This window comes from Sphingomonas baiyangensis, assembly GCF_005144715.1.
Classification (GTDB): Bacteria; Pseudomonadota; Alphaproteobacteria; order Sphingomonadales; family Sphingomonadaceae; genus Sphingomonas; species Sphingomonas baiyangensis.
Genome location: NZ_SWKR01000002.1, coordinates 1,072,236 through 1,098,757, shown reverse-complemented (window position 1 = coordinate 1,098,757; position 26,522 = coordinate 1,072,236). Strand labels below are relative to the sequence as shown.

Below are 26,522 nucleotides of genomic sequence, written 5' to 3'. Positions count from 1 at the left end.
TTGCGCCATGACCAACCGTTTCGATAAGGCGCGCCTCCCGAGCCGCCACGTATCCGTCGGCCCCGAGCGTGCGCCGCACCGCAGCTATTATTATGCGATGGGGCTTGAGGAGGAAGCGATCGCGCGCCCCTTCGTGGGCATCGCCAGCGCGGGCAACGACAGTGCGCCTTGCAACACCACGCTCGACATGCAGGCCGATGCCGCGCGTGCCGGTGTCGAGGCGGGCGGGGGGATGCCGCGGCGCTTCAACACCATCACCGTGACCGACGGCATCGCGATGGGCCATCAGGGCATGAAGGCGTCGCTCGTCAGCCGCGAGGTGATCGCCGATTCGATCGAGCTTTCGATGCGCGGCCATTGCTATGACGCGTTCCTGGGCTTCGCCGGCTGCGACAAGTCGCTGCCCGGCATGATGATGGCGATGCTGCGGCTCAACGTGCCGGGCATCTTCGTCTATGGCGGGTCGATCCTGCCCGGCCGGTTCGAGGAACGCGACGTAACCGTGGTCGACGTGTTCGAGGCGGTGGGGCGCTATGCCGCAGGCAACTGCCCGCTGCACGAGCTGACCGCACTCGAGAAGGTCGCATGCCCCGGCCATGGCGCGTGCGGCGGCCAGTTCACCGCCAACACCATGGCCTGCGTTGGCGAGGCGATCGGGCTGTCGCTGCCCAATTCGAACATGGTGCCGGCACCCTATCGCAGCCGCGAGGAGATCGCGGTTGCGGCGGGCGAGCAGGTGATGGAGCTGGTGGCGCGCAACCTGCGCCCGCGCGACATCGCCACGCGCGCTGCCTTCGTCAACGCTGCGCGCGTGGTGGCTGCGACCGGCGGATCGACCAACGCCGCGCTGCATCTGCCCGCGATGGCAAGCGAGGCGGGCATCGATTTCGATCTGTTCGACGTCGCCGAAGCCTTCAAGTCGACACCCTACCTCGCCGATCTCAAGCCTGGCGGCCGCTATGTCGCCAGGGACATGCACGAAGCGGGCGGCGTCTACATGCTGATGAAGACGATGCTCGCCGGCGGTCTGCTCGACGGCGATTGCATGACCGTGACGGGCCGCACGCTCGGCGAGAATATCGACGCCGTGACATGGAATCCCGATCAGAAGGTCATCTATGACGTCAAGGCGCCGATCACGCCGACGGGCGGCGTCGTCGGTCTGCGCGGCAGCCTGGCGCCCGATGGCGCGATCGTGAAGGTGGCGGGCATGGCGCGCCTCCAGTTCACCGGCACCGCGCGCTGCTTCGATTGCGAGGAGGACGCCTTCGCCGCCGTCGAGGCGCGCGATATCGCCGAGGGATCGGTCATCGTCATCCGCTATGAAGGGCCGAAAGGCGGGCCGGGCATGCGCGAGATGCTGTCGACCACCGCGGCGCTCTATGGCCTGGGGCTGGGCGAGAAGGTGGCGCTCATCACCGATGGGCGCTTCTCGGGCGGCACGCGCGGCTTCTGCATCGGCCATGTCGGCCCCGAGGCTGCCGATGGCGGACCGATCGCGCTCGTCGAGGACGGCGACACGATCGCGATCGACGCCGAGGCCGGCACGATCGACCTGGATGTGCCGGCAGACGTACTGGCCGAGCGGCGCGCGCGCTGGGTTGCGCGCACCAACGACTATGGCTCGGGTGCGCTCTGGCGCTATGCGAAGACGGTGGGCCCCGCCTACAAGGGCGCGGTAACGCATCCCGGAGCGAGTGCCGAAACCCATGTCTATGCGGATATCTAGTCTCGCCGTCTTCGCATCGCTCCTGCTTGGCGGTTGCGAGAAGGCGCCTGCGCCGCCGCCCGTCATCGAGAACGTCGAGGAACAGGTGGCCGTTGCCGCCGAGGATGACGGCCGTATCCTGTGCGCGCCCGAGGGCGCCGACGGCTTCGCGCGCGCCTGCTCGCTCGATCGCACGCTCGATGCCGAAGGCATGGTGCTGACGTTGCAGCTTCCCGATGGCGGATTCCGCCGCATGCGCGTGACGCGCGACGGGGGGCTCGTGCCAGCCGACGGCGCCGAGCGCGCCGAGGTTCGAACCGTGGCCGATGGCCTGATCGAAGTGGCGATCGGCGGCGCGCGCTTCCGCCTGCCGGAAACGATCACGCGCTCGTGAGGCGGCTGCCCGCCGGCGCCCCCATCCTGTCGGCCGCGCAAATGGCGGCGGCGGAGGCGGCCTGCGCGGCGCGCGGCATCGTGCCCGCAGATCTGATGGAACGCGCCGCACACGCGGTGGCCCGCGAAGCGGCGCGATTCGCCGCCGGCCGGCCGATCCTCGTGCTTGCGGGGCCGGGCAACAATGGCGGTGATGCCTATGGCGCGGCGTGTCTGTTGCGGGCGGCGGGCTGTGACGTGCGCGTCGCGGCGCTGGGTGAGCCCCGCGCGGGCGCCGCAGCCGCGATGCGCGCGCGCTGGGCTGGGCCGGTCACATCGCTCGCCGACGCCCCGCCGCGACCCTTCGTGATCGACGGCCTGTTCGGCACCGGCATGTCGCGCGCCTTCGACGGCGAGGCCGCCGCCCGTCTCTGTGAGGATGCGTTCATCCTGTCGATCGACCTGCCATCGGGCATCGACGCCGATCGCGGCGCGGCCTTGGGAGATGCGATCCGCGCCGATGTCACGCTGGCGCTCGGCTCGCTCAAGTTCGCGCATGTGGCGGGTGAGGCTGCGTCCAGATGCGGGCATGTGCTGCTCGACCCGATCGGCATCGACGTTTCCAGCAGCGCACGCACCATCGCGCGGCCACGCATCAATCCACCTGCGGCAGCCGAGCATAAATATTCGCGCGGATTGGTCTGCGTGATTGGCGGCGCGATGGGCGGGGCCGCACGGCTTGCGGCTGCCGCCGCCGCGCGGGGCGGGGCGGGCTATGTCGTGCTGGCGAGCGACGATCGCAGGACGCCGCTCGACGCCATCGTCCACCGTGAGCCCGACGCGCGCAGCGACACGATCGCCGATGTTCGGACCAGTGCGTTGCTGATCGGTCCGGGGCTTGGCCGCGACGCGGCGGCTCGAGCAGCTTGCGCGCAGGCGCTGGCGAGCGATTTGCCGCTGGTGCTCGATGGTGACGCGCTGGCGCTGATATCGATCGCTGCGCTCGCCGCCCGGCGCAGCCCGACGATCCTGACGCCGCATGGCGGCGAGTTCGATGCCTTGTTCGGGGCCGGCGACGCACCGAAGATCGCGCGAACGGTCGCCGCGGCGCGTGCCAGCGGCGCGGTGGTGATCCACAAGGGCGCCGATACGGTGATCGCCGATCCCGAAGGAAATGTCATCGTCGCCAATCCGCCATCCTGGCTCTCCACCGCGGGCACGGGCGATGTGCTCGCCGGGCTGGTGGCGGCACGACTGGCGGTCACGCACGCGCCGATGCGTGCCGCGTGCGAGGCGGTGTGGCTGCACCAGCGCGCGGCGGGGCTTGCCGGCGCGGCGCTGGTAGCCGATGACCTGCCGATGCATGTCCCGCAGGCGATCGCCGAATGCCGATAGACGAAGACCCGATCGTCCGCGTCGCCGCGCGCGGCGAGGGCGTGACGCAGAGCGGGCGGCATGTGCCGCTTGCCGCCCCGGGCGACCGCGTGTTCGGTGACGGCAGCCTGATGCCGGGGCCGCATCGCCAAGTGGCCCCATGCCGCCACTATCCGCAATGCGGCGGCTGCCAGCTCCAGCATCTCGATGACGCGGCCTATGCGCGCTACCTCGTCGATCGCGTCGAGGGGGCGTTGAAGGGGCAGGGGCTCGACGCGTCGATCCGCGCGCCCTATCTGTCGCCACCACGCACGCGCCGGCGCGCGACGCTTCATGCCGAGCGGCGCGGGCGTCAGGTGCATCTCGGCTTCACGCAGGCGCAGAGCCATCATCTGATCGACCTCGACGAATGCTGGGTTCTCGCGTCCGAGCTCTTCGCGCTCCTGTCGCCGCTGCGCGGCCTGCTCGCGGCGCAGCTGCCGCAATCGGGGCGGATCGACGTGCATCTGGCGCTCGTAGACCAAGGCGTCGACGTGGTGTTGCACGGCCGGCTCGGCGAAGGCCTTGCCGCGACCGAGGCGCTCACCGCCTTCGCCCAGCGCCACCGGCTCGCGCGCCTTTCGATCGACGACAGCTATGGTGCCGAAGCGCGCTGGCAGCCCGAGCCGGTGACGATCACGCTGGGCGGCGTCGCGGTGCCGATGCCCGCCGGCGCGTTCCTGCAGGCAACCGCCGATGGCGAGGCCGCGCTGATCGCCGGCGTGCGCGAGGCGGTTGGCGATGCGCCGGCGATTGCCGATCTGTTCGCTGGCCTCGGTACCTTTGCGTTCGCGCTGCCCGGCAAGGTCTATGCCGCCGAAGGCGCGCGCGAGGCGGTGTTGGCGTTGCAGGCAGCTGCCAATGCCGTGCAACGCCCGATCTTCACCGAGCATCGCGATCTGTTCCGGCGGCCGCTGACGGTGGCCGAACTCGATCGCTTCGGTGCGATCATCCTCGATCCGCCGCGTGCCGGCGCGCGCGAGCAGGCCGGCGAGCTCGCTGGCGCGAGCGTGCCGCGCATCGCCTATGTCTCGTGCAATCCCAGCAGCTTCGCGCGCGATGCCAAGACGATCTGCGAAGGTGGATACCGGCTCGATTGTGTGCAGCCCGTCGGCCAGTTCCGCTGGTCGACGCATGTCGAGCTGGTCGCGGCCTTTTCACGCTGAGCGATAGTCGGCACCGGTGAAGTAGAGGCCATCGGGCGGGGCGTTCTGCGCCAGCGCGGCGCGGTCGCGTGCGTCGCGCGCTTCGGCGATCCGCTCGGGCCGCCAGCGCCCCGCTCCCACAAAGGCGAGGCATCCAACCATGGAGCGCACCTGATGGTGCAGGAACGACCGCGCCGATGCGAACACGCGGATCAGGTCGCCCTCGCGTACCACATCGAGCCGGTCGAGCGTGCGTACCGGGCTGTCGGCCTGGCAATGCGCCGAACGGAAGGTGGTGAAGTCGTGTCGCCCGAGCAGGTGCCGCGCGCCTTCGGCCATCGCATCGGCGTCGAGGTCCATCGCCAGCCGCCATGCCCGCCCCGCCTCGAGCGTCAACGGCGCACGGCGGTTGCGAATGCGGTATTCGTAATGTCGCGCGGTGCAGCTGAAGCGCGCGTGCCAGTCGCCGGGCACTTCCTCGCAGGCGAGGATCGCGATCGGCCGCGGGCGAAGCAGCGCGTTGAGGCCTTCCATCAGGCGGAAGGCGCCGAGCGGCTTGGCGATGTCGCAATGCGCGCGCATCGCCAGCGCATGCACGCCTGCGTCGGTACGTCCTGCGGCATGGACCGTCACAGCCTCGCCGGTGATCGCGCCTGCGGCCTCCTCGATCGCCTGCTGCACGCTCGGTCCATGCGCCTGGCGCTGCCAGCCCATGAAGGGGCGGCCGTCATACTCGATCGTCAGCGCGTACCGCGTCATGCCAGCAGATCGAAGCCGCGCAGCAGCTCGGCCGGCGTCATGGCGGCGCGGCCCGGGCGCTGGACGAGCGTTGGCACCAACAAACCATCGGCACATCCGATGGCAAAGCCTCGCGGATGCGGCATGATCGCGCCCGCCGCAGCGCCGCCCGCATCGACCTCGGCCGCGAGCAGCTTGATGCGCTCGCCGCGCGCTTCGAAAAAGGCACCCGGCGCCGGATTGAACGCCCGCACCTGCCGCTCGGCCGAATGCGCGGACTGTGTGAAATTGAGCCTTGCCTCGGCCTTGTCGATCTTGGCGGCGTGCGTGACGCCCTCGGTTGCCTGCGCGACCGGCGGATAGCGATCGGGATCGGCGAGCACCCGCACCATCAGCGCGGCGCCCATGGCTGCCAGTTCTTCGGTGAGTTCGCCCGCCGTCTTGCCGTCAACCGGCGTGCGGCCTTCGAGCCGTACCGGCCCGGTGTCGAGCCCCGCTTCCATCTGCATGATGCCTACCCCCGTCTCGGCATCGCCCGCCAGGATCGCGCGCTGAATCGGCGCCGCGCCGCGCCAGCGCGGCAGCAGCGATCCGTGGACGTTGAGGCAGCCGAGCCGCGGCGCCGCCAGCACCGGCGGCGGCAGGATGAGGCCATAGGCGGCGACCACCGCGACATCGGCGTCATGCGCGGCGAACTCTGCCTGCGCATCGGCATCGCGCAGCGTGCACGGCGTATGCACCGCGATGCCGAGCGCCTCGGCACGCGCCTGCACCGGCGAAAGCGTGAGCGCCTTGCCGCGCCCGGCCCGCCGCGGCGGCTGGCTGTACGCCGCCACGACGTCGTGCCCCGCCGCGACCAGCGCGTCGAGCGTCGGCAGCGCGAAGGCCGGCGTTCCCATGAAGACGATCCGCATCGGCCTTCTCAAACGCTTGGCAGAGCGCGGCGCAACCCCCTATCTAGCGAGGCGATGGCTTCTCCCGAAATCGACGCGCTGACGCAGGCGCTGTCCCGGCTGCCCGGGCTTGGGCCGCGATCGGCGCGGCGCGCGGTGCTGCACCTCATCAAGCGGCGCGAAACCGCGCTCGCGCCGCTGCTGCGCGCGCTTGCGGCGGTCGAGGAACGGCTCGCAACCTGCGGCATCTGCGGCAATGTCGATACCACCGACCCGTGCGCGATCTGCACCGATCCGCGCCGCGACGCGCGCTCGCTGTGCGTGGTCGAGGAAGTCGCCGATCTGTGGGCGCTCGATCGTGCGCGGCTGTTTCCGGGGCGCTTCCATGTGCTCGGCGGTCGCCTCTCGGCGCTGGAAGGCGTGCGGCCCGAAGATCTGGCGATCGACGCGCTGCTGCGGCGGATCGAGGCGGGCGGGGTCGACGAGGTGGTGCTGGCGATGAACGCCACGCTCGAGGGGCAGACGACCGCGCATTACCTAGCCGAGCGGATCGAGCGTTTTCCCGTCCGCGTCACGCAGCTAGCGCACGGGCTGCCGGTGGGCGGCGAGCTCGATTATCTCGACGAGGGAACGCTGGCGCAGGCGCTGCGCGCACGCCGCCCCGTTGCTTGACCGGCGGGCGGCCCGACCTTAATTTCCGCCGATGGCCATTCTTCCGATCATCGAGATTCCCGACCCGCGTCTCAAGCTGGTGTCCGACCCCGTCGCGACGATCGACGACGGCGTACGTCAGCTCGTGGCCGACATGTTCGAGACGATGTACGACGCGCCCGGCATCGGCCTTGCGGCCATCCAGGTCGCAGTGCCGCAGCGCATTCTGGTGATCGACCTTCAGGAAACCGAGGACGAGGAAGGCAAGCCGGTGCGCAACCCGCACGCCTTCATCAACCCCGAGATCGTCGAGGTATCGCCCGAGCTGCGCTGCTATCAGGAAGGCTGTCTTTCGATTCCCGAGCAGTTCGCCGAGGTCGAGCGCCCCGATCGCTGCCGGGCGCGCTGGCTCGATCTGGAGGGCGCCACGCACGAACAATGGTTCGACGGGCTGATGGCCACCTGCCTCCAGCACGAGATGGATCATCTGAACGGCATCCTGTTCACCGATCATCTCTCGCGCCTCAAACGCGACATGGTGCTCCGCAAACTGGCCAAGGCGCGCAAGGCTGCGGCTTGAGGCTGCGCGTCTAGGACGTTAGGTTCGCGCTTCGTTCACCGGAGTGCGTGCCCATGGATCCCGTTTTCGCCATCCTTCTCGTCGTCGCCGCCCTGGTGGTGGGCGCGGTGCTGGGCTGGTTTCTGGGCAATCGCGGAGTCGAGGCGGTGCGCGAGGAGCGTGACGCGCGCGAGGCCGATTTCAAGCAGGCGATCGCCGATCTGGCGCTCGCGACCGATCGCGCGGGCCGCGTATCTTCCCTGATGGAAACCGCCGACCAGCTGCGGCTCGAGCGCGACGAGGCGCGGCTCGCCTATGCGCAGGTCAAGGAGCGCGAGGCGGCCAGCCGCGAGCGGCTCGACGAGTTCCGCGCCGCGCGCGAGGAAATGACGCGCCAGTTCCGCGATGCCGCCGCCGGCCTGCTCGGCGAGGCGCAGCAGGCGTTCCTCAAGCGCGCCGACGAGCGCTTTCATCAGGCGGGCGAAACCAACGAGATGAAGATCAAAGCGCTGCTCGCCCCCGTCGAGCAGACGCTCAAGCGCTACGAATCGAACGTCGCGACGATCGAGAAGGAACGCACCGAGGCCTATGGGACGCTTAAGGGCCTGATGGACGCGATGCGCATTGGCCAGGAATCGGTCAAGAGCGAGGCGGCGCGGCTGGTCAACGCATTGCGCGCCGCACCCAAGGCGCGCGGTCGCTGGGGCGAGCAGCAGTTGCGCAACGTGCTCGAGACCTGCGGGTTGGCCGAGCATACCGATTTCCATATGGAAGTGTCGGTCGAGGCCGAAGGCGGCCGGCTGCGGCCTGACGCCACGATCCGCGTGCCAGGCAATTCGCTGCTCGTGATCGACGCAAAGGTCTCGCTCAACGCCTATCAGGACGCCTATGCCGCGCTCGACGAGGGCGAGCGCGCCAAGCATCTGAGCGCGCATGTCGCCTCGATGAAGGCGCATGTCACTGCGCTCGGCAGTAAGGCCTATCAGTCGCAGTTCGACAACACGCCCGAGTTCGTCATCATGTTCGTGCCCGGCGAGCATTTCGTCTCGGCGGCGATGGAGCATGCACCCGAATTGTGGGACTATGCCTTTGACCGCCGCGTGCTGATCGCCACGCCGACCAACCTCATCGCCATCGCACGCACCGTGGCGGCGGTCTGGCGGCAGGAGAAGCTGGCGGGCGAGGCGCGGCAGATCGCCGATATCGGCCGTGAACTGCATGCACGCATCGCCACGATGGGCGGGCATATCGCGAAACTGGGCAAGAACCTCGAAACCGCGAACGTCGCGTACAACGCCTTTGTCGGCTCAATCGAAAGCCAGGTGATGACGCAGGCCAAGCGGTTCGAGGCGATGAACGTCGACACCGGCCAGAAGTCGATCGATCCGCTGCCGATGGTCGAGAGCACGCCGCGGCCGCTGTCGAAACTGTCGGCCGATGCTCCGGCGCTTGCCGAGCCGCAGTCGGAAGCGGCGGAGTAACCGCATCCGTTCGCCCTGAGGTTGTCGAAGGGCTGCTCTTTGCCTCGGGTGGGAAGACAGTGCGTCGACAGGCTCAGCACGAACGAAAATGCCGGTATTCGGCGGCGGTGAACACCAGCCCACCGGCGTAATCAGCCCCCCCGCCGTGTCATGAACGCCAGCCGTTCGAACAGCATCACGTCCTGCTCGTTCTTGAGCAGCGCGCCGTGCAGCGGCGGAATGGCCTTTGACGGGTCGCGCGATTGCAGCACGTCGAGCGGCATGTCCTCGTGCAGCAGCAGTTTGAGCCAGTCGATCAGCTCGCTGGTCGAGGGCTTCTTCTTCAGCCCCGGCACCTCGCGCAGCGAATAGAAGATGTCCATCGCCTTCGACACCAGCAGCTTCTGGATGCCGGGGAAATGCACGTCGACGATCGCCTGCATCGTCTCGCGGTCGGGGAAGGCGATATAGTGGAAGAAGCAGCGGCGCAGGAACGCGTCGGGCAGATCCTTCTCGTTGTTCGAGGTGATGACCACGATCGGGCGCTCGGCGGCCTTCACCGTCTCACCCGTCTCGTAGACGTGGAACTCCATGCGATCGAGCTCCTGCAACAGGTCGTTGGGAAACTCGATATCGGCCTTGTCGATCTCGTCGATCAGCAGCACCGGCAGTTCGGGGGCGGTGAACGCCTCCCACAATTTGCCACGACGGATATAGTTCGAGATTTCGTGGACGCGCGGGTCGCCGAGCTGGCCGTCGCGCAGCCGCGCCACCGCATCATATTCGTACAGCCCCTGCTGTGCCTTGGTGGTCGACTTGACGTTCCATTCGATCAGCGGCGCGCCCACCGCGCGCGCGATCTCGTGTGCCAGCACGGTCTTGCCGGTGCCGGGCTCGCCCTTCACCAGCAGCGGCCGCCTGAGCGTGACGGCGGCGTTGACCGCGACCTTCAGATCATCGGTCGCCACATAGTCGCTGGTGCCTTCGAACCGCATCGCCATCCTCGCATCGTGCCTGCCGGCACCGCGATAGGGGCAAGCCGCCGCTACGCGCAACCCGTGCGGTCAGACGGCGGCGCGCGCCTCGGCGCGTGCTTCGAGCAGGTCCCACAGCCCGCGCTGCTGCGCCAGCAACTGCTGCGCACCGAACATCGTCGCGCGTTCGATGCCGGGCGCCGTGGCCAGCGCATCGAGCGCGACGGCGGTCTCGAAGGGCGGCGGCAGGCGTGCGGGGTCGGCATAGAGGCCCAGCCGGTCGGCCGCGCTGTCGAGGATCGCGCGGATGGCGTGCCAGTCGAGCATCAGCGCTACCGCCGCGCCGAATGCGCAACCCAGCCGGTCGGACTGGCCGAGCGTATCGAGTGCATGACGCTGCGCGCTTACCGCCGCCTCGCTCTCGGCCTGGCCGGGTGTGCTCGGCAGCGGACCGGCGGCGGCCACGAGCGCGGCGAGCCGCTGGCGCTCGCGCGCGAATGCCGCGCTGGCATCGGCCAGCCATTCGGCGGCGCCCTCTACCGGGGTGTGGGTGATCGCATGGTCGATGATGCCGGGATGACGCCCGTGCAGCATGCACGCGATGTGCAGCGCATCGGCGACGTCGCGCAGTCCGGCATGGGGTGCGGTCAGTCGCTTGAGATGCGCATGGCTACCCGAGCCATCGGCATCGACGAGCGCGAACAACGCACCCGATATGCCCGACCCACCCGTGATTCGCACCGTTTCCGCAGCCATGATGGCGCAATCCCCTGATCCTGGGCCAAGCCGGCACCACGCGTTGCGGTGCTGACCGCAAACCTATGGCGCCCGGTCTATACGAAGACACGTAAAGACAGGGTTGATGGCGCGTTCACGTCGATTGGTCGGATCTTAGCGGAACGATGACGAGGCGCAGCGCAGCGACGCTGAAACGCTCGCGCTCGGCGGCAAGCGTCAGCTGCACGTCGAGCGCCGGACCGCGTGCGCGCTGGAGGCGGGCGTCGACGACAACGGTGCGTGCTTCGCCGATCGCCTGTTCGATGGCATCGCCCACGCGCACGCGCGCGCCCACGTCGAACAGCGTGACGAAGCGCACCGAACGCAGCGCCTGTTCGGTCGTGCCCGTCAGCGTCGCGAGCGTCGGTGCGGCGTCGGCGATGTAGCCGCGCAGGTTGAGCCGCGCGGTCGCGATCGTACCCGAAGCCTCGATCGCGCGTTCGAGTGCCGAGTGCGAGGCGGCGATCGCATCGGCGCGCGTATCGGCGGTCGCATCGTCGGCCACCAGCAGCGCACCTTCGGCATGCGGAAGCAGCGTGACCAGATATTGCCGGTCGCCGATCGCGAACTCACTGTGCTCGGCAGTTCCCGTACGGCGTGCGCGCTCGGCAAGGTCGAGGATGAAGCGGCCGATCACATCGGAGAGCACGGCGTAGATCGACTGGCCGATACCATGCTCGCCGACGGCGAAGGCGATACGCGCGGCGCGGTTGGCCGCCGTCACGATGCCTGCGGTATCGATTGCAAGGACCGGCTCGCGCAGCGAATCGAGCAGCAGCATCTGGTCGCCCGCGTCGCGTTCGGGGGCGGGGGCGCACAGCCGCGTCATCAGGTCGAACGAGGTGAGCACCAGCCCGGTCGTCCGCGCCGCATGACGAACACGGGCCGTGCGAGCGCGCGCTCCTGCCAGGTGCCGAACCGACGCACCAGATCGGATGCGGTGACGCAGGCATCGGGATGCGGATCCACGAGCGGCGCGTTCATGGGCGCCATCGTGCCGAGACACGCGCCGCGCTGGCAAGGCGATGCCGCCAGAGTGGAGCAGAAGTACGCGCCCGAGCGAATATCGCCTCCGTACCGGAGCAAGCTTTGCACAAATCTCCTCGGTCCACGGGTGCCCCGCGTTGCGCAAATCGCACGACCGGAGCGAACGACCGCGCCGCGCCATCGACAGGGCGTCGCGCGATACTGGCATCACTCGAACCTCAGGATGCCGATATGCCGATCTCTCCCTTGCTCCGTTATGCCGCAGCGCCGGCCGCGCTGTTCTGCGCGATGCCCGCCCATGCACAGCTCATCTCGATCGATATCGATGCGCGCCTGCTCGACCTCGATACGCGCGTTACCTTGCAGGGCGAGCGTATCACCGTGATCGACGGGCAGGTCGCCGATCAGGCCGCGCTGCTGCGTGCGCTGGGCGCCAACGTCACGGCGATCGATACCGTGGTACGCGGCAATGTGCAGGCAGTCGCAGCGGTCCGCGCCGATCTCGATGCGCAGGTGCAACTCACCGCGCAAGCCTCGGCCGGGATCGCGGCAAATGGTGAGGCTCTCGTGCGCATCGATGCCGATCTTGCGCGCCAGGCGGGGGCGATCGGCACGGTCGAAACGGGGCTGGGGGCAGCAGTGCTGCGCCTCGACACGCAGGACCGGCGGCTCGGCGAGCATGATGGCGCGCTCGCGCGGATCGACGCCGATATCGGTGTGCTCAATGGCGGTGTGGCCCGGCTCGCCGCCGATGTCGATGGCCTGCGCGGCGATGGCGCGGCGCTGGCAACGATCGTAGCGGGGCAGGGGCGCCGGATCGACGGCGTCGAGGCGACGCTTGGCGTGCAGGCAGAGAACCTAGCCGATCTTCGCGGAACGGTCGATGGTCAGGCAGGCGCGATCGCACGGCTCGACGGTGACGTGGCGGGGCTGGGCGGCCGGGTGGCGGCGAACACGCAGGCGATCCTCGAACTTGACGCGCGGATCGGCGCGGGTGGCGGCACGACGCTGGTCGATGCGCGGGTGACGCAGATCGACGCGCGGGTGACGCAGCAGGGCGACACGCTGGTCACGCTCGCAGCGACGAGTGCCGGCCATAACACGCGCATCGCCACGCTCGAGGATCGCGCCGACATGGCCGAAACACGCCTCGACGGTCATGACAGCGCCATCGGCGCGCTCGACGGGCGCGTCGCGACGATCGAGAACGGGCTGGGCGCCAGCGTCGCCGCGCTCGCCGCACTCGATACGCGCACGATCGCGAACACCGAGGCGATCGGCACGTTGCAGACCGACGTCGCGCGCGAGCGTGCGGTCAATGCATCGCAGGACGCGACGCTCGCGGCACATGACCGACGCATTGCTGCGGCGCAGGGCAGCGCCGACGAGGCAGCCGCAGCGGGCACGGCATTGCGCGCCGATATCGAACGCGGCGCCGCAGGGCTGGTGCGACAGCAAGGTCAGGGCGCGGTCATCACGGTAGCGAGCGCCAATGGCGGCGACAGCGTCGACTTCAGCGGCACCGCGGGCGCCCGGCGGCTGAGCGGCATCGCCCCGGGCATCGCTAGCAGCGATGCGGCGACCGTCGGGCAGGTCGCCGCGAGCGCTGCCGACACGCTGGCCGCCGCAACCGCCTATACCGATGGCCGCATCGCCGACGCATTCGGGCAGGCGATGGGCGCCACGGCCACGCTGCTGCGCGAGAACAACCGCCTGCTTGCAGCCGACATGAATGCGCTCGCTGCCAATGGCGCTGCGCTGTCAGGCCTGCCGCAGAGCTTCCTGCCCGGACGCGGGATGGCCGGTGCCAGCATCGGCGGCCATGGCGGCGAGGTCGCGCTCGCGCTCGGCGTGTCGAAAGCCACCGAAAGCGACAAGCCCACTGTGTTCCGCGCCGGCGCCGCCGTCGATACGCGGCGCGGCGAAGTCACCTATAATGCGGGCGTGGGCTTCCACTTCTGATCGGTGGACCGACCGCGAAAACGCCGCGCGGATCGCACCGCGCGACGTTTTCATTTTTGAAGGTGCCCGGTCGAACGATGATCTACTGATCGAGGAACGAGCGCATCTTGCGGCTGCGCGACGGATGCTTGAGCTTCCGGAGCGCCTTCGCCTCGATCTGGCGGATACGCTCACGCGTGACCGAGAATTGCTGGCCGACTTCCTCGAGCGTGTGGTCGGTGTTCATACCGATGCCGAAGCGCATGCGCAGCACGCGCTCCTCACGCGGCGTGAGCGATGCCAGTACGCGCGTGACGGTCTCCTTGAGGTTCGCCTGAATAGCGGCATCCACCGGAATGATCGCGTTCTTGTCCTCGATGAAATCGCCGAGGTGCGAATCCTCCTCGTCGCCGATCGGCGTTTCGAGGCTGATCGGCTCCTTGGCGATCTTCATCACCTTGCGGACCTTTTCGAGCGGCATCGAGAGGCGCTCGGCCATTTCCTCGGGCGTCGGTTCGCGGCCCTGCTCGTGCAGGAACTGGCGGCTGGTGCGCACCAGCTTGTTAATCGTCTCGATCATGTGCACCGGAATGCGGATCGTGCGCGCCTGGTCGGCGATCGAGCGCGTGATCGCCTGCCGGATCCACCATGTCGCATAGGTCGAGAACTTGTAGCCGCGGCGATACTCGAACTTGTCGACCGCCTTCATCAGGCCGATATTGCCTTCCTGGATCAGGTCGAGAAACTGCAACCCGCGATTGGTGTATTTCTTGGCGATCGAGATGACGAGGCGCAGGTTCGCCTCGACCATTTCCTTCTTGGCGATGCGCGCCTCGCGCTCGCCCTTCTGGACCATGTTGACGATGCGCCGGAACTCGCCGAGCGCCATGCCTGTGGCCTGCGCGATCTCGGCGATCTCGGAGCGGATGCGATCGACGGCGTCGACTTCGTTCTCGGCGAACGCCTTCCACTTCTTGTCGAGCCCTTTGACCGATTCAAGCCAGTTCTCGTCGAGTTCGTGATCGACATAGCTGTCGAGGAACGACTTGCGATTGACCTTGTGGCGTTCGGCGAGGCGCAGCATCTGGCCGCCAAGCGCGGTCAGCCGGCGATTGAAGCTGTAGAGCTGGTCGACGAGATACTCGATCTTCGCCTGGTGGAACTGCACGCTCTCGACCTCGGCGGTCAGCTCCTCGCGCAGCTTCTGGTACTTGCGTTCGTCGGCGGCCGAAAGCTCGCCGCCCGCGCCCATCGCATCGAGCCGGTTCTGCTGGACCTTGGCGAACTTCTTGTAGATCGTGGTGATGTTGGCGAACTTCTCGAGCGCCTGCGGCTTGAGCGTTTCCTCCATCTGCGCGAGGCTGAGGGTATTGTCCTCCTCCTCGTCGTCCGACGGGCGCGGCGTGCGCCGTTCGGTCATCGAATCCTCGTCGTCGTCGTTCGACGCTTCCTCGGGCTCGTCCTCGTCCTTGAACGAGGGGCCGGCATTCTTTTCCGAAATCTCGCCGTCGCCATCCTCGTCGTCCGAAAGCGATTCGGGGGCGGGGTCCTTCGAGAGCATGGCGTCGAGATCGAGGATCTCGCGCAGCTGCATCGTGCCTTCGTTGAGCGCGGTCGACCAGCCGATGATCGCATTGAAGGTGATCGGCGATTCGCACAGGCCGAAGATCATCGTGTCGCGGCCGGCCTCGATGCGCTTGGCGATGGCGATCTCGCCCTCGCGGCTCAGCAGCTCGACTGCGCCCATCTCGCGCAGATACATTCGCACCGGATCGTCGGTGCGGTCGACCGTTTCCTTCTTCTTGGGTGCCTCGAAGGCGGGGGCCGAGCCATCCTGATTGTCGGCACCCTCGACCTCGTCGGGCGTATCGTCCTCGGCCTCGCTGTCTTCGCCGGCTTCCTCGTTCTCGACGACGTTGACGCCCATGTCGTTGAGCGCCGACATCACGTCCTCGATCTGCTCGGACGACATCTGGTCCTGCGGCAGCATCTCGTTGAGCTGGTCCACGGTGATGTAGCCGCGCTTCTTGGCGCGGGCGACCAGCTTCTTGATCGACCCTTCGTTGAGATCGATCAGCGGCGCGTCGCCCGTTTCACTCGCCTCGGCAACGTCCGCCATGTTCGCCTTCGCCATCAACTGCCCTCGATTACCCGATGACGCATTATACAGGGAATGCGCCGCTTCATGCCTGCCAATATGGATTTTGCAACTCGCATGAGCGCGTCGCTCCACGATTGTCGTGGCGATATGGGGGTTTCGCCACAGCGATCAAGCGGCGGTACGATATCGCTCGACCCAGTCGGCCAGCGCCTGATGCGTGTCGTTGTTGCGGAAAATCGCCTGACGCTGCGCCGTAAGGCTGGCCTCGCTCAGGTCGCGTGCCGCATCGGCATTGCGAAGCGCCACCGCGCGGCGCGTCTCATGCTCCTCGAGCAGCAACTCGATCAGGCGGCGCAGGTCGTCGGCGGGCTCGGTCGCATCGGTGCGCGCGAAATAGAAGCTAAACGCCAGATCCTTGCCGAAGCAGCGCTTCTCGATCTCAAGGCCGAACTCGTTCGAGAGCATCTCGTGCGTGATCTCGATCACGTCCGCCGTCGGCCATTGCAGCGCCTGTTCGACGAGCATGTCACGCCATTGGCGCAGCTTGCGGTGGACGATCTGTAGCGCCGACACGTCCTCGACCCGCTCGACCAGCACCTCGGGATAGCGCATCAGCCCAAGCAGCACCGCGCGGTGCAGCGTGAACTGCAACCCGCGCCGCTCCTCCTGCACCACCGGTCCGGCGGCGGCCTGCACCACCGACATGCGCTGCGCACGGCTGCCGAACACGCCGTAGAAGCGCTCGCGAAAGGCGCTGCGATATTGCTGGCGCAGGATGGGATCGCCGATCGTCTCGGCCGCCTTGTCGAGCCGGTGCAGCAGCGCGGCGCGCTCGTCGGGTCCGGCCTGTGGCGGCAGCGCGGCGAATTCGCTCGTCCAGATGAAATCGTCGAGGCTGCGCGCGCGTTTCAGCACGCTGCGGAACGCCTTGGCGCCGCCCGCACCGACGATGTCGTCGGGATCGAGCCCGGCGGGCAATGTCGCGATCTCGATCCGCTTGCCCGGCGCAAGCATCGGCAGCGCGCGCTCGGCCGCGCGGATCGCGGCCTTCTGCCCAGCAGCGTCGCCGTCGAAACAGAGGACGGGCACGTCGGCCATGCGCCACAGCCGCTCGAGCTGCATCTCGGTGAGTGCGGTGCCGAGCGGCGCCACCGCCTCGGCGCAGCCCGCCTGCGCGAGCGCGATCACGTCCATATAGCCTTCGACGACGATGACCTGCCCGACCTTGCGCGCCGCCGCGCTCGCGCGCTCGACATTGTAGAGCGTGCGGCCCTTGTCGAACAACGGCGTGTCGGGCGAGTTGAGATACTTGGGCTCGCCCGCGCCGATGATGCGTCCGCCAAAGGCGATCACGCGCCCGCGTACGTCGCGGATGGGGATCATCAGGCGGCCACGAAAACGGTCATAGGGTTCCTTGCCCTCGACCTGGATCAGCAGCCCGCATTCGATCAGCATCGCATCGCCGAACTCGGCCAGCGCCTGGCGCAGCCGGCCGCGACTGTCGGGCGCGAAGCCCATGCCGAAGGCGCGCGCCGTCTCCTCGCGCACGCCGCGCCGCTCGAGCATCGCGCGCGCCTCGGCACCGTCGATGCCCCAGAGCTGGCTTTCGTACCACGCCGCCGCCGCCGCCATCGCATCGTGCAGCGAGCGCGCACGCTCGGCACGCTGGGTCGCGCGCGCGTCGCGCTCGGGCATGTCGAGCCCGGCTGCCTGCGCCAGTTCCTTCACCGCATCGATGAACGGCAGGCCCTGCTGCTCGGTCATCCAGCGAATGGCATCGCCATGCGCGCCGCAGCCGAAGCAATGGTAGAAGCCCTTGTCGTCGTTGACGTAGAAGCTCGGCGACTTCTCGTTGTGGAACGGGCAGCACGCCTTGAACTCGCGGCCTGCGCGCTGGAGCTTCACGCTGCGTCCCACCAGCGCCGACAGCGTCGTGCGCGCGCGCAGCTCGTCGAGAAAGGCGGGGGGCAGACTCACGATTCGGCGTCTAGCACAATAGGCGAACGAATGCGCGGCGACGTGGCGCGCTCAGGCCAGTGCCGCCTTCACCGCGGCACTCGCCTTGCTCATGTCGAGCGTCTGGCCGTGGCGTGCCTTCAACTCGGCCATCACGCGGCCCATGTCCTTCATGCCGGTGGCGCCGAGATCGGTCTTGATCGCGTCGATCGCCGCCGCCGTCTCGCCCTCGTCCATCTGGCGCGGCAGGAAGCGCTCGATGACCGTCACCTCGGCGGCCTCGGCAGCGGCGAGTTCGGGGCGGTTGCCCTGCGTGTACATCTCGATCGATTCGCGGCGCTGCTTGACCATCTTCTGCAGCACTTCGACCACCAGCACGTCGTCGTCGGCGACCGGCGCCTGCGTGCGTGCCTCGATGTCGCGGTTCTTGATCGCCGACTGGATCAGGCGAATCGTGGCGGTGCCGGCCTTGTCGCCGCCCTTCATGGCAGTGACGAGCGCGGTCTTGATGTCGTCGCGAATCATGTGCGGTCTTTCGGGAAAACGGTAAACCGCGATCGATAGCGCCGTACGCGCGCGGCGTCACCCGGTTGACGGGGGCGGGCAGGCGGCGTAGCGCCCACGGCTTAGCGACATCGCCAGACCAACCTATCGGAGTGCCCGTACATGGCCGACGCCAACCCCTCGCGCATGCCGGATGGAGCAACGGGGGCTTTGGTGCTGGCGTCGGGCGAAGTGCTGTGGGGCCGCGGTTTCGGTGCCGAGGGCGCGGCCGTGGGCGAGGTGTGCTTCAACACCGCGATGACGGGCTATCAGGAAGTGATGACCGACCCCAGCTATGCCGGGCAGATCATCACTTTCACCTTCCCGCATATCGGCAATGTCGGCACCAACGCCGATGACGTCGAAGCCGACGATCCGCACGCGCTGGGCATGATCGTGCGCCAGGACGTGACCGAGCCGAGCAATTTCCGCAGCAACGAACGGCTCGACGACTGGATGCGCGCGCACAACCGCATTGGCCTGGCTGGCATCGACACGCGCGCGCTGACGCGTCGTATCCGCCTGGGCGGCGCGCCCAACGGCGTGATCGCGCATTCGGCCGACGGCGTGTTCGACATCCCCGCACTGATCGAACAGGCGCGCGCCTGGCCGGGGCTCGAGGGCATGGACCTCGCCAAGGCGGTGTCGTGCGAAATGCATTATGGCTGGCAGGGCGGACTGTGGACGCTGGGGCAGGGCTATGCCGATACCGCCGACGCGTTCTCGACTTCGCTCGAAGCGAACGGAGGGGGGGATAACCGTTCCGAACAGAAGCCATTCGGTTCGAGCGAAGTCGAGAACCCGCCGCACGCCCGCCCCCACGTCGTTGCGATCGACTATGGCTCGAAGCGCAACATCTTCCGCAACCTCGTTGCCGCCGGTGCACGCGTATCGGTACTGCCCGCCACCGCGACCTATGACGAGGTGATGGCGCTCGCGCCCGACGGTGTGTTCCTATCGAACGGCCCCGGCGATCCCGCCGCGACGGGCGAATATGCCGTCCCCGTCATCCGCCGGCTGCTCGACGAGAAGCTGCCGGTGTTCGGCATCTGCCTCGGCCACCAGCTGCTCGGGCTGGCGGTGGGGGCGAAGACCACCAAGATGCATCAGGGCCATCGCGGCGCCAACCACCCGGTCAAGCGCCTGTCCGACAATGTGGTCGAGATCACCAGCATGAACCACGGCTTCGCGGTGCTGACCGAAACGCTGCCCGAGACGGCGCGCGAGACCCACGTGTCGCTGTTCGACGGCTCCAACGCCGGCTTCGAACTCACCGACCGCCCCGCGTTCAGCGTGCAATACCACCCCGAGGCGTCGCCGGGGCCGCAGGACAGCTTCTACCTGTTCGAGCGGTTCGTGGGGATGTTGGAGAACCGCGCGTGAAGCTGTGGGAGTACAACACTGCCACTCTTCTTCCGCCTTTCCATGTCGGCTACTGGGAAGAGGACCAGTTTCGCGGAAAGCACATTTTTCAGGCTCTCGACATGATGGGAGCCGAAGGTTGGGAACTGATCTCAACGGTCCCTGTAGTCGAGGCGGGGCACACAACCCGTATCCAATACCTCTTTAAGCGGCCGCTAAACTGATATGCCCAAACGCACCGACATCTCCTCGATCCTCGTCATCGGCGCGGGGCCTATCGTCATCGGGCAGGCGTGCGAGTTCGACTATTCGGGCACGCAGGCGATCAAGGCGTTGAAGGAGGAGGGCTATCGCGTCGTCCTCGTCAATTCGAACCCCGCGACGATCATGACCGATCCCGAGCTCGCCGACGCGACCTATGTCGAGCCGATCACGCCCGAGATCGTCGCGCGCATCATCGAGAAGGAGCGCCCCGACGCGGTACTCCCCACGATGGGCGGCCAGACCGCGCTCAACACCGCGCTCGCGTTGTTCCACGACGGCACCTTCGCAAAATACGGCGTCAAGATGATCGGCGCCGATGCCGAGGCGATCGACAAGGCCGAGGACCGGCAGAAATTCCGTGTCGCGATGGACAGGATCGGGCTCGAATCCGCCCGTTCGGCGATCGCGCACAGTGTCGAGGAAGCGCTCGAAGGGCTTGAGAAGACGGGGCTTCCCGCGATCATTCGCCCGAGCTTCACATTGGGCGGCACCGGCGGCGGCGTGGCGTACAACAAGGAGGAGTTCGTCGATATCGTCCGCAAGGGCCTCGACGCGTCGCCCACCACCGAGGTGCTGATCGAGGAATCGCTGCTCGGCTGGAAGGAATATGAGATGGAAGTCGTGCGCGACCGCGCCGACAACGCCATCATCGTCTGCGCGATCGAGAATATCGATCCGATGGGCGTGCATACCGGCGACAGCATCACCGTGGCCCCCGCGCTGACGCTGACCGACAAGGAATATCAGATCATGCGCAACGCGAGCATCGCGGTGTTGCGCGAGATCGGCGTCGAGACGGGCGGTTCGAACGTCCAGTTCGCGGTCAATCCGAAGGACGGCCGCCTCATCGTGATCGAGATGAACCCGCGCGTCAGCCGCTCCTCGGCGCTGGCGTCGAAGGCCACCGGCTTCCCGATCGCCAAGGTCGCCGCCAAGCTCGCGGTCGGCTACACGCTCGACGAGATCGAGAACGACATTACCGGCGCGACGCCGGCAAGCTTCGAGCCGACGATCGATTACGTCGTCACCAAGATTCCGCGCTTTGCCTTCGAGAAGTTCAAGGGCGCCGAACCGATCCTGTCGACTGCGATGAAATCGGTAGGCGAGGTGATGGCGATCGGCCGCTCGATCCACGAGAGCCTGCACAAGGCGCTGCGCGGACTCGAGACGGGGCTGTCGGGCTTCAACGATGTCGAGCATCTGAAGGGCGCGCCGCGCGCCGAGATCGAGGCGGCGCTGTCGCGCGCCACGCCCGACCGGCTGCTGGTCGCCGCGCAGGCGCTGCGCGAGGGCTTCTCGGTCGAGGAAGTCCACGCGATCGCCAAGTACGATCCGTGGTTTCTCAACCGCATCCGCGAGATTATCGAGGCCGAGCGCGAAGTGATCGCCAACGGCCTGCCGCGCGATGCCGCCGGCATGCGGCGGCTGAAGGCGATGGGGTTCAGCGACCGGCGGCTCGCCTATCTCGCAGTCGAGAGCGTCGGCTTGCGCGAACGCTTTCCCGCGCGCGGCGGGCTGATCCACGAAGCGGTGAAGGCGATGTCGGGCGGCGTCAACGAGAGCGAGGTGCGCGCGTTGCGCCACAAGCTCGGCGTACGGCCTGTCTTCAAGCGCATCGATACCTGCGCCGCCGAGTTCGAGGCGCGCACGCCCTATATGTATTCGACCTACGAGGCGCCGGCCTTCGGCGAACCCGAGGACGAGGCGATGCCGAGCGACCGGCGCAAGATCGTTATCCTGGGCGGCGGGCCGAACCGGATTGGGCAGGGCATCGAGTTCGACTATTGCTGCTGCCACGCCTGTTTCGCGCTCGCCGATGCCGGGTTCGAGACGATCATGGTCAACTGCAATCCCGAGACGGTGAGCACCGATTACGACACGTCCGACCGCCTCTATTTCGAGCCGCTGACTGCCGAGGACGTGCTCGAGATCCTCGAGACCGAAAAGGCCAATGGCGAGCTGGTGGGCGTGATCGTCCAGTTCGGCGGCCAGACGCCGCTCAACCTCGCCAAGGCAATAGAGGCGGCGGGCATCCCCATTCTCGGCACCAGCCCCGATGCGATCGATCTTGCCGAGGATCGCGAGCGCTTCGCCGCGCTCATCTCGAAGCTCGAGCTGCAACAGCCCGCCAACGGCATCGCGCGTAGCCGCGAAGAGGCGATCGCAGTGGCCGAGCGGATCGGCTATCCCGTGCTCATGCGCCCCAGCTACGTGCTGGGCGGCCGCGCGATGGAGATCGTCGACGGTACGCCGCAGCTCGAAGCCTATATCCAGACTGCCGTGCAAGTATCGGGCGACGCACCGGTATTGATCGACCAGTATCTGCGCGATGCGATCGAGGTCGATGTCGATGCGATCTGCGACGGCACCGATGTGGTCGTGGCCGGCGTCATGCAGCATATCGAGGAAGCCGGCGTCCATTCGGGCGACAGTGCCTGCTCGCTGCCGCCCTACAGCCTGCCCGCCGACGTGATCGCCGAGATCGAGCGCCAGACCGAGGTGCTGGCGCACGCGCTGGGGGTGCGCGGGCTGATGAACATCCAGTTCGCGGTGAAGGACGGTCAGGTCTATCTGATCGAGGTCAATCCGCGCGCCAGCCGCACCGTGCCATTCGTCGCCAAGGCGATCGGCGCGCCCATCGCCAAATATGCAGCCCGCGTGATGGCGGGTGAGCGGATCGCCGATCTGGGCGGCATCGATCGCGCGGTCGATCATATCGCCATCAAGGAAGCCGTATTTCCCTTCGCCCGTTTCCCCGGCGTCGATCCGGTGTTGTCGCCCGAAATGAAGTCGACCGGCGAAGTGATGGGAATCGATCGCGATTTCGCCACCGCCTTTGCCAAGTCGCAGCTGGGCGCCGGCGTCGTACTGCCGCAATCGGGCAGCGTGTTCGTGAGCGTCAAGGACAGCGACAAGCCGGTGATCCTCCCCGGCGTGAAGCTGCTTGCCGAGATGGGCTTCACCATCGTCGCGACGGGCGGCACCGCCGATTTCCTCGCAGGGCAGGCGATCGCGGTCGAGCGCGTCAACAAAGTGGCGCAGGGGCGTCCGCACATCGTCGACCGCATTCTCGATGGCGGCATCGACCTGATCTTCAACACCACCGAAGGCTGGCAGTCGCTCAAGGATTCGGCCGATATCCGGCGTTCGGCGCTGGCGCAGAAATTGCCTTATTTCACCACGGCTTCAGCCAGTGTGGCGGCCGCGCGCGCGATCGAGGCGCTGGCACGCCGGTCTCTTGAAGTGCGCTCGCTCCAGTCCTATTATTCGCGCTCGCACAATTGATCCCCTCATAAAGGCAAGCGGTGTGCGGGCGGACCTGGTGTAGGCCGCGCGAACAAGGGGCTATGGAAGGACTGCATATGGCGACCGTCGAGAAGATGCCGATGTTGCAGGAGGGCTATGAAAAGCTCACCGCGGAACTGAAGCGCCTGAAGATCGAACGCCCGCAGATCGTCGACGCGATCGAGGAAGCGCGCGCGCATGGCGACCTTTCGGAGAATGCCGAATATCACGCCGCCAAGGAGCGTCAGGGCCAGATCGAGGCATCGATCGCCGATATCGAGGACAAGCTTAGCCGCGCGCAGGTGATCGATCCGCGTGATCTTTCGGGCGACAAGATCGTGTTCGGCGCCACCGTCACGCTGCATGACGAGGACGAGAAGCCCGTCAGGTACCAGATCGTCGGCCAGACCGAGGCCGACGCCAAGTCAGGCCGCATCTCGTACAATTCGCCGCTTGGCCGCGCACTCATCGGGCGCCGCGTCGATGACGAGGTGGAAGTGACGGTGCCGTCGGGCGACCGTTATTACCTGGTGTCGAAGATCGAGTTCATCTGATCCGATGAAAGGCCGTTCGCCCGCCACCGTCGCGATCGCGGCGGCGACGGTGCTCGCCTCGATCGCCATTTTCGTGTTCGGCTCGGTCGATTACTGGGCAGTCTATGCCGGTTTCATCCCCGCCCGCTTCGGTGGCACGCTCGCCTATCTCGACGATGGCCTTTTGCTGCCTGCCGCGCTGACGCCGTTCACCGCCACGCTCATCCACGGCAATCTGCTGCACCTGGCGTTCAATTTGGTGATGCTGATCTTCGCCGGCGTGGCGACCGAGCGGGCGCTCGGCGCGGCGGGCGTGGTCACGCTGTATCTCGTCGGCGCCGTCGCATCGGTTGCCGCGCACTGGCTGTTGATGCCATCCTCGGCAGTGCCGATGATCGGCGCGAGCGGGGCGGTATCGGCGCTGATCGGCGCCTATTCGCTGCTATACGGCCAGAATCGCGCGCGACCCATCGGCCCGTTCTCCGCGCGCACGGTGCAGGTGGCGTGGCTGATCGCCGGCTGGACCGTCATCAACGCGCTGCTGGGTTTCATGACCGCGGGCACCGGCATGCCGATCGCGGGCGCCGCGCATGTCGGCGGCTTCATCGCCGGCGTGGCGCTCGCGCGTCCACTATTGCGCTGGCACTGGCAGGAACGCGCCTGATCGCTCAGACGGGTGGACGCAGATATTCGCCGGTGCGCTCGGCCGCGTGCGCGATGCGATCGGCCATCGCTCCGTTTCGCGCATCGGGGTGCGTCAGCGCCGCGAGGATGCCGCCGCAAAGGGCGAACAACGTCGCGAACACGATCCGGCGGCGGTGGCGCGAGCGCTGCATGGCATGTTCCCCTGATTGATGCCGACGACGCCGAGCCGCCTGCCGCGTCGCTGATTGCCAGGGGCTGAACTGACGCTCAGGCCATGCGCAGCAGCGTCAGGCGTGCCTTGCCGTGCACACGCTCTGCATCGATCGCGAAGCCCTTGACCGCCACGGGCTCACGCGCGCCCGTCTCGATGCTGATCCATGTCGCCGGCGCTATCCAGCCGAGCCGGCCCAGCCGTTCGAGCGCAACGATCGCCGCGCCGGTGCCATAGGGCGGGTCGAGGAGGATCAGGTCGAGCGGTGCCGGCGCCGGCCCGAGCGCAAGTACCGATTGCGCACGGATATCTGCGTTCACCCCGAGCCTGGCGATATTGGCGCGCAACGCATCGAGCGCGGCGCGATCCTGTTCGACGAACACGCAACTGGCCGCGCCGCGGGACAGCGCCTCGAGCCCGAGCGCGCCCGACCCCGCGAAGAGGTCGCCCACCGCAAGGCCTTCAAAGCTGCCGAGGCGGCTGGCGAGCATCGAGAACAGCGCCTCGCGCACGCGATCGGCAGTGGGGCGCGTCGCCTCGCCTTTGGGCGCCGCGAGCGGGCGGCCGCGATATGTGCCGGCGATGATTCGCATCAACGCTTGCCCGCTGGCTTGCCGCCGGGACGCGGTGGCCGTGGCGCGCCATCGCCGGGCAAGCGCGGCCGGTCGTTCCGCCCGGCAGCGGGTTTCGCGGTGCCGTGAGGACGACGCGCGTCGGACTTCGGGGCGGGAGCGCGGCGTGATGCCTCACGCTCGCCACCGCCGCGTGCGGATCCGCGCTCTGCGGGTGCAGGCCGTTCCTCGCGGGCGAAGCTGCCTCGCGAAGGCGTGGGCTTGCCACGCTGCGGGCGCTGCGCGGCGGTCGCACGCTCCGCGCGCGGGCCGCGCTCACGTCGCCCGTCGCCTGCGCCCGATCCGCGCTCGCGATGCGGTTGCGCGGGCCGATCTTCCCGGCTCGCGCTGCGTTCGCCACGTTCACCGCGCCGCAGGTCGTGTTCGGGGCGGCGCGCGCCACTGGCGCTGCGCCCGCTTCGATCCGGCCGCGCGTCGCCGCCGCTGCGTTCGATGCGTCCGACCCGCGCTTTCGCGGGGGTCGCATCCGCGCGCGCGGTCGCGCGCGTCTGGCCGGCAGCGCCAAGCCGGCGCGGTGCGTCGGGCTCGACTGCCGCTCGTGCCAGGAGCGCATGCGTGCCGACTGCGCTGTCCGAGCGACGGTCGGGCGCGAGCTTCAGGTCGCGGCGCAGCAGGATGAGGTCGTGCTGGCGGATCTCGTCGATCGCCCCTACCGGCATGTCCGCCAGCGGTATCGGCCCGTAACTCGTGCGGATCAGCCGCGATACCTGCAGCCCCAGATGCTCGAGCACGCGGCGCACCTCGCGGTTCTTGCCCTCGGTCAGCGTCATCTCGATCCAGGTGTTGGCGCCCGTCCGCCGTTCGAGGTTGGCGTCGATCGAACCGTAGCGGATGCCGTCGATCTCGATGCCCTCGATCAGCTCCTCGAGCTGCGCCTGGCTCACCTCGCCGAAGGCGCGCGCGCGGTAGCTGCGCTTCACCTGCGTCGCGGGCAGTTCGAGCTGGCGCTTGAGCTCGCCGTCGGTGGTGAGCAGCAACAGCCCCTCGGTGTTGAGGTCGAGCCGGCCCACCGGCATCACCCGCGGCAGATCGCGCGGCAGAATGTCGTAGATGGTGCGTCGCCCGGCGGGATCGCGCTCGGTCGTCAGCACGCCGGCGGGCTTGTGGAAGCGGAACAGCCGTGCGGGCGCCGGCGCCGCGACGGGCTGGCCGTCGACGGTGACGCCGCGCAGCGACGCTATCAGTGTTGCCGGCGTGGCAAGCGGCGTGCCGTCGATCGCGACGCGCCCTTCGGCGATCATCCGCTCGATCTCTCGGCGCGACGCGATTCCGGCACGGGCAAGCAGCTTTGCGATACGATGCACGGCATCGGGATTGGACGGGGGCATGGCGGCTCTGATAGTCCAAACCTGCACCGCGCGGCAAAAAATTG

Annotated in this window: 24 protein-coding genes; 12 read left to right on the top strand and 12 right to left on the bottom strand. The window is 67.9% G+C overall.

The features are described from left to right. The first annotated feature begins 7 nt into the window (after positions 1–7). The 4 genes from ilvD to FBR43_RS08500 are packed head-to-tail and all read left to right on the top strand — an operon-like array spanning position 8 to position 4,659. Positions 8–1,729, top strand: a complete 1,722-nt coding sequence (gene ilvD / locus FBR43_RS08515; protein ID WP_136942752.1) for a dihydroxy-acid dehydratase — start codon at positions 8–10, stop codon at positions 1,727–1,729. Further along, a complete protein-coding gene (locus FBR43_RS08510; RefSeq protein ID WP_249276511.1) occupies positions 1,710–2,102 on the top strand; it encodes a hypothetical protein in 393 nt (130 codons plus the stop codon). Before ilvD ends, FBR43_RS08510 begins: the two co-directional genes overlap by 20 nt. Beyond that, positions 2,099–3,475 carry an NAD(P)H-hydrate dehydratase gene (locus tag FBR43_RS08505; protein ID WP_317128320.1) on the top strand — a complete coding sequence of 459 codons (1,377 nt, stop codon included), beginning with the start codon at positions 2,099–2,101 and terminating at the stop codon, positions 3,473–3,475. Before FBR43_RS08510 ends, FBR43_RS08505 begins: the two co-directional genes overlap by 4 nt. Next, entirely contained in the window at positions 3,466–4,659 is a 1,194-nt protein-coding gene (locus tag FBR43_RS08500; RefSeq protein WP_136942751.1) for a class I SAM-dependent RNA methyltransferase, read from the top strand. The genes FBR43_RS08505 and FBR43_RS08500 overlap by 10 nt, the downstream gene beginning before the upstream one ends. Here FBR43_RS08500 and truA read toward each other — a convergent pair. After that, complete coding sequence (gene truA, locus FBR43_RS08495) at positions 4,651–5,397, bottom strand: tRNA pseudouridine(38-40) synthase TruA (RefSeq protein WP_136942750.1); 747 nt, start codon at positions 5,395–5,397, stop codon at positions 4,651–4,653. The two genes, FBR43_RS08500 and truA, sit on opposite strands and share 9 nt — an antisense overlap. Further along, a complete protein-coding gene (gene fmt / locus FBR43_RS08490) occupies positions 5,394–6,290 on the bottom strand; it encodes a methionyl-tRNA formyltransferase (RefSeq protein WP_136942749.1) in 897 nt (298 codons plus the stop codon). The genes truA and fmt overlap by 4 nt, the downstream gene beginning before the upstream one ends. Before the next feature lie 54 nt (positions 6,291–6,344). On the opposite strand from fmt, the gene recR reads away from it, so the two are divergent. Genes recR through FBR43_RS08475 form a run of 3 tightly spaced genes read left to right on the top strand, consistent with a single transcriptional unit; the run spans position 6,345 to position 8,960 of the window. After that, positions 6,345–6,941, top strand: a complete 597-nt coding sequence (recR, locus tag FBR43_RS08485) for a recombination mediator RecR (protein ID WP_136942748.1) — start codon at positions 6,345–6,347, stop codon at positions 6,939–6,941. A 31-nt stretch (positions 6,942–6,972) separates the two neighbouring features. Then, entirely contained in the window at positions 6,973–7,500 is a 528-nt protein-coding gene (gene def, locus FBR43_RS08480; protein WP_136942747.1) for a peptide deformylase, read from the top strand. A 53-nt stretch (positions 7,501–7,553) separates the two neighbouring features. Beyond that, positions 7,554–8,960, top strand: coding sequence for a DNA recombination protein RmuC (locus FBR43_RS08475; protein WP_136942746.1), 1,407 nt, complete (start codon positions 7,554–7,556; stop codon positions 8,958–8,960). Between the two features lie 131 nt (positions 8,961–9,091). Here the strand turns inward: FBR43_RS08475 and FBR43_RS08470 are convergent, their stop codons facing one another. The 4 genes from FBR43_RS08470 to FBR43_RS16155 all read right to left on the bottom strand — a co-directional run bounded on the left by FBR43_RS08470 (position 9,092) and on the right by FBR43_RS16155 (position 11,674). Continuing rightward, a complete protein-coding gene (locus FBR43_RS08470) occupies positions 9,092–9,934 on the bottom strand; it encodes an AAA family ATPase (RefSeq protein ID WP_136944101.1) in 843 nt (280 codons plus the stop codon). A gap of 69 nt (positions 9,935–10,003) precedes the next feature. Beyond that, on the bottom strand, positions 10,004–10,669 hold the full coding sequence (locus FBR43_RS08465; RefSeq protein ID WP_136942745.1) for a DUF6975 family protein: 666 nt from the start codon (positions 10,667–10,669) through the stop codon (positions 10,004–10,006). 115 nt (positions 10,670–10,784) lie between these two features. After that, a complete protein-coding gene (locus FBR43_RS08460) occupies positions 10,785–11,540 on the bottom strand; it encodes a nitrogen regulation protein NR(II) (protein ID WP_136942744.1) in 756 nt (251 codons plus the stop codon). After that, positions 11,519–11,674, bottom strand: coding sequence for a hypothetical protein (locus FBR43_RS16155; protein ID WP_169542551.1), 156 nt, complete (start codon positions 11,672–11,674; stop codon positions 11,519–11,521). Before FBR43_RS16155 ends, FBR43_RS08460 begins: the two co-directional genes overlap by 22 nt. A gap of 234 nt (positions 11,675–11,908) precedes the next feature. On the opposite strand from FBR43_RS16155, the gene FBR43_RS08455 reads away from it, so the two are divergent. After that, a complete protein-coding gene (locus FBR43_RS08455) occupies positions 11,909–13,639 on the top strand; it encodes a YadA C-terminal domain-containing protein (protein ID WP_136942743.1) in 1,731 nt (576 codons plus the stop codon). A gap of 82 nt (positions 13,640–13,721) precedes the next feature. Here the strand turns inward: FBR43_RS08455 and rpoD are convergent, their stop codons facing one another. From rpoD to FBR43_RS08440, 3 genes are all read right to left on the bottom strand, one after another. Next, on the bottom strand, positions 13,722–15,752 hold the full coding sequence (rpoD, locus tag FBR43_RS08450; RefSeq protein WP_136942742.1) for an RNA polymerase sigma factor RpoD: 2,031 nt from the start codon (positions 15,750–15,752) through the stop codon (positions 13,722–13,724). Between the two features lie 135 nt (positions 15,753–15,887). Then, complete coding sequence (gene dnaG / locus FBR43_RS08445) at positions 15,888–17,696, bottom strand: DNA primase (protein ID WP_136942741.1); 1,809 nt, start codon at positions 17,694–17,696, stop codon at positions 15,888–15,890. A gap of 51 nt (positions 17,697–17,747) precedes the next feature. Continuing rightward, positions 17,748–18,200 (bottom strand): GatB/YqeY domain-containing protein, encoded by a 453-nt coding sequence (locus FBR43_RS08440; protein ID WP_136942740.1) that lies wholly within the window; start codon positions 18,198–18,200, stop codon positions 17,748–17,750. Between the two features lie 141 nt (positions 18,201–18,341). On the opposite strand from FBR43_RS08440, the gene carA reads away from it, so the two are divergent. The 4 genes from carA to FBR43_RS08420 all read left to right on the top strand — a co-directional run bounded on the left by carA (position 18,342) and on the right by FBR43_RS08420 (position 24,326). Next, positions 18,342–19,601, top strand: a complete 1,260-nt coding sequence (gene carA / locus FBR43_RS08435; RefSeq protein WP_136942739.1) for a glutamine-hydrolyzing carbamoyl-phosphate synthase small subunit — start codon at positions 18,342–18,344, stop codon at positions 19,599–19,601. A gap of 204 nt (positions 19,602–19,805) precedes the next feature. Continuing rightward, the gene (carB, locus tag FBR43_RS08430; protein WP_136942738.1) at positions 19,806–23,129 is read left to right on the top strand and encodes a carbamoyl-phosphate synthase large subunit; all 3,324 of its coding nucleotides are present in this window, start codon (positions 19,806–19,808) and stop codon (positions 23,127–23,129) included. A gap of 77 nt (positions 23,130–23,206) precedes the next feature. Further along, entirely contained in the window at positions 23,207–23,683 is a 477-nt protein-coding gene (gene greA / locus FBR43_RS08425; protein WP_136942737.1) for a transcription elongation factor GreA, read from the top strand. Between the two features lie 4 nt (positions 23,684–23,687). Further along, complete coding sequence (locus FBR43_RS08420; protein ID WP_136942736.1) at positions 23,688–24,326, top strand: rhomboid family intramembrane serine protease; 639 nt, start codon at positions 23,688–23,690, stop codon at positions 24,324–24,326. 4 nt (positions 24,327–24,330) lie between these two features. Here FBR43_RS08420 and FBR43_RS16150 read toward each other — a convergent pair whose 3' ends face one another. From FBR43_RS16150 to FBR43_RS08410, 3 genes are all read right to left on the bottom strand, one after another. After that, positions 24,331–24,498, bottom strand: a complete 168-nt coding sequence (locus FBR43_RS16150) for a hypothetical protein (RefSeq protein WP_169542550.1) — start codon at positions 24,496–24,498, stop codon at positions 24,331–24,333. 76 nt (positions 24,499–24,574) lie between these two features. Next, a complete protein-coding gene (rsmD, locus tag FBR43_RS08415) occupies positions 24,575–25,111 on the bottom strand; it encodes a 16S rRNA (guanine(966)-N(2))-methyltransferase RsmD (protein ID WP_136942735.1) in 537 nt (178 codons plus the stop codon). Then, positions 25,111–26,454 carry a pseudouridine synthase gene (locus FBR43_RS08410; RefSeq protein WP_317128319.1) on the bottom strand — a complete coding sequence of 448 codons (1,344 nt, stop codon included), beginning with the start codon at positions 26,452–26,454 and terminating at the stop codon, positions 25,111–25,113. The genes rsmD and FBR43_RS08410 overlap by 1 nt, the downstream gene beginning before the upstream one ends. Between the last annotated feature and the right edge of the window lie 68 nt (positions 26,455–26,522).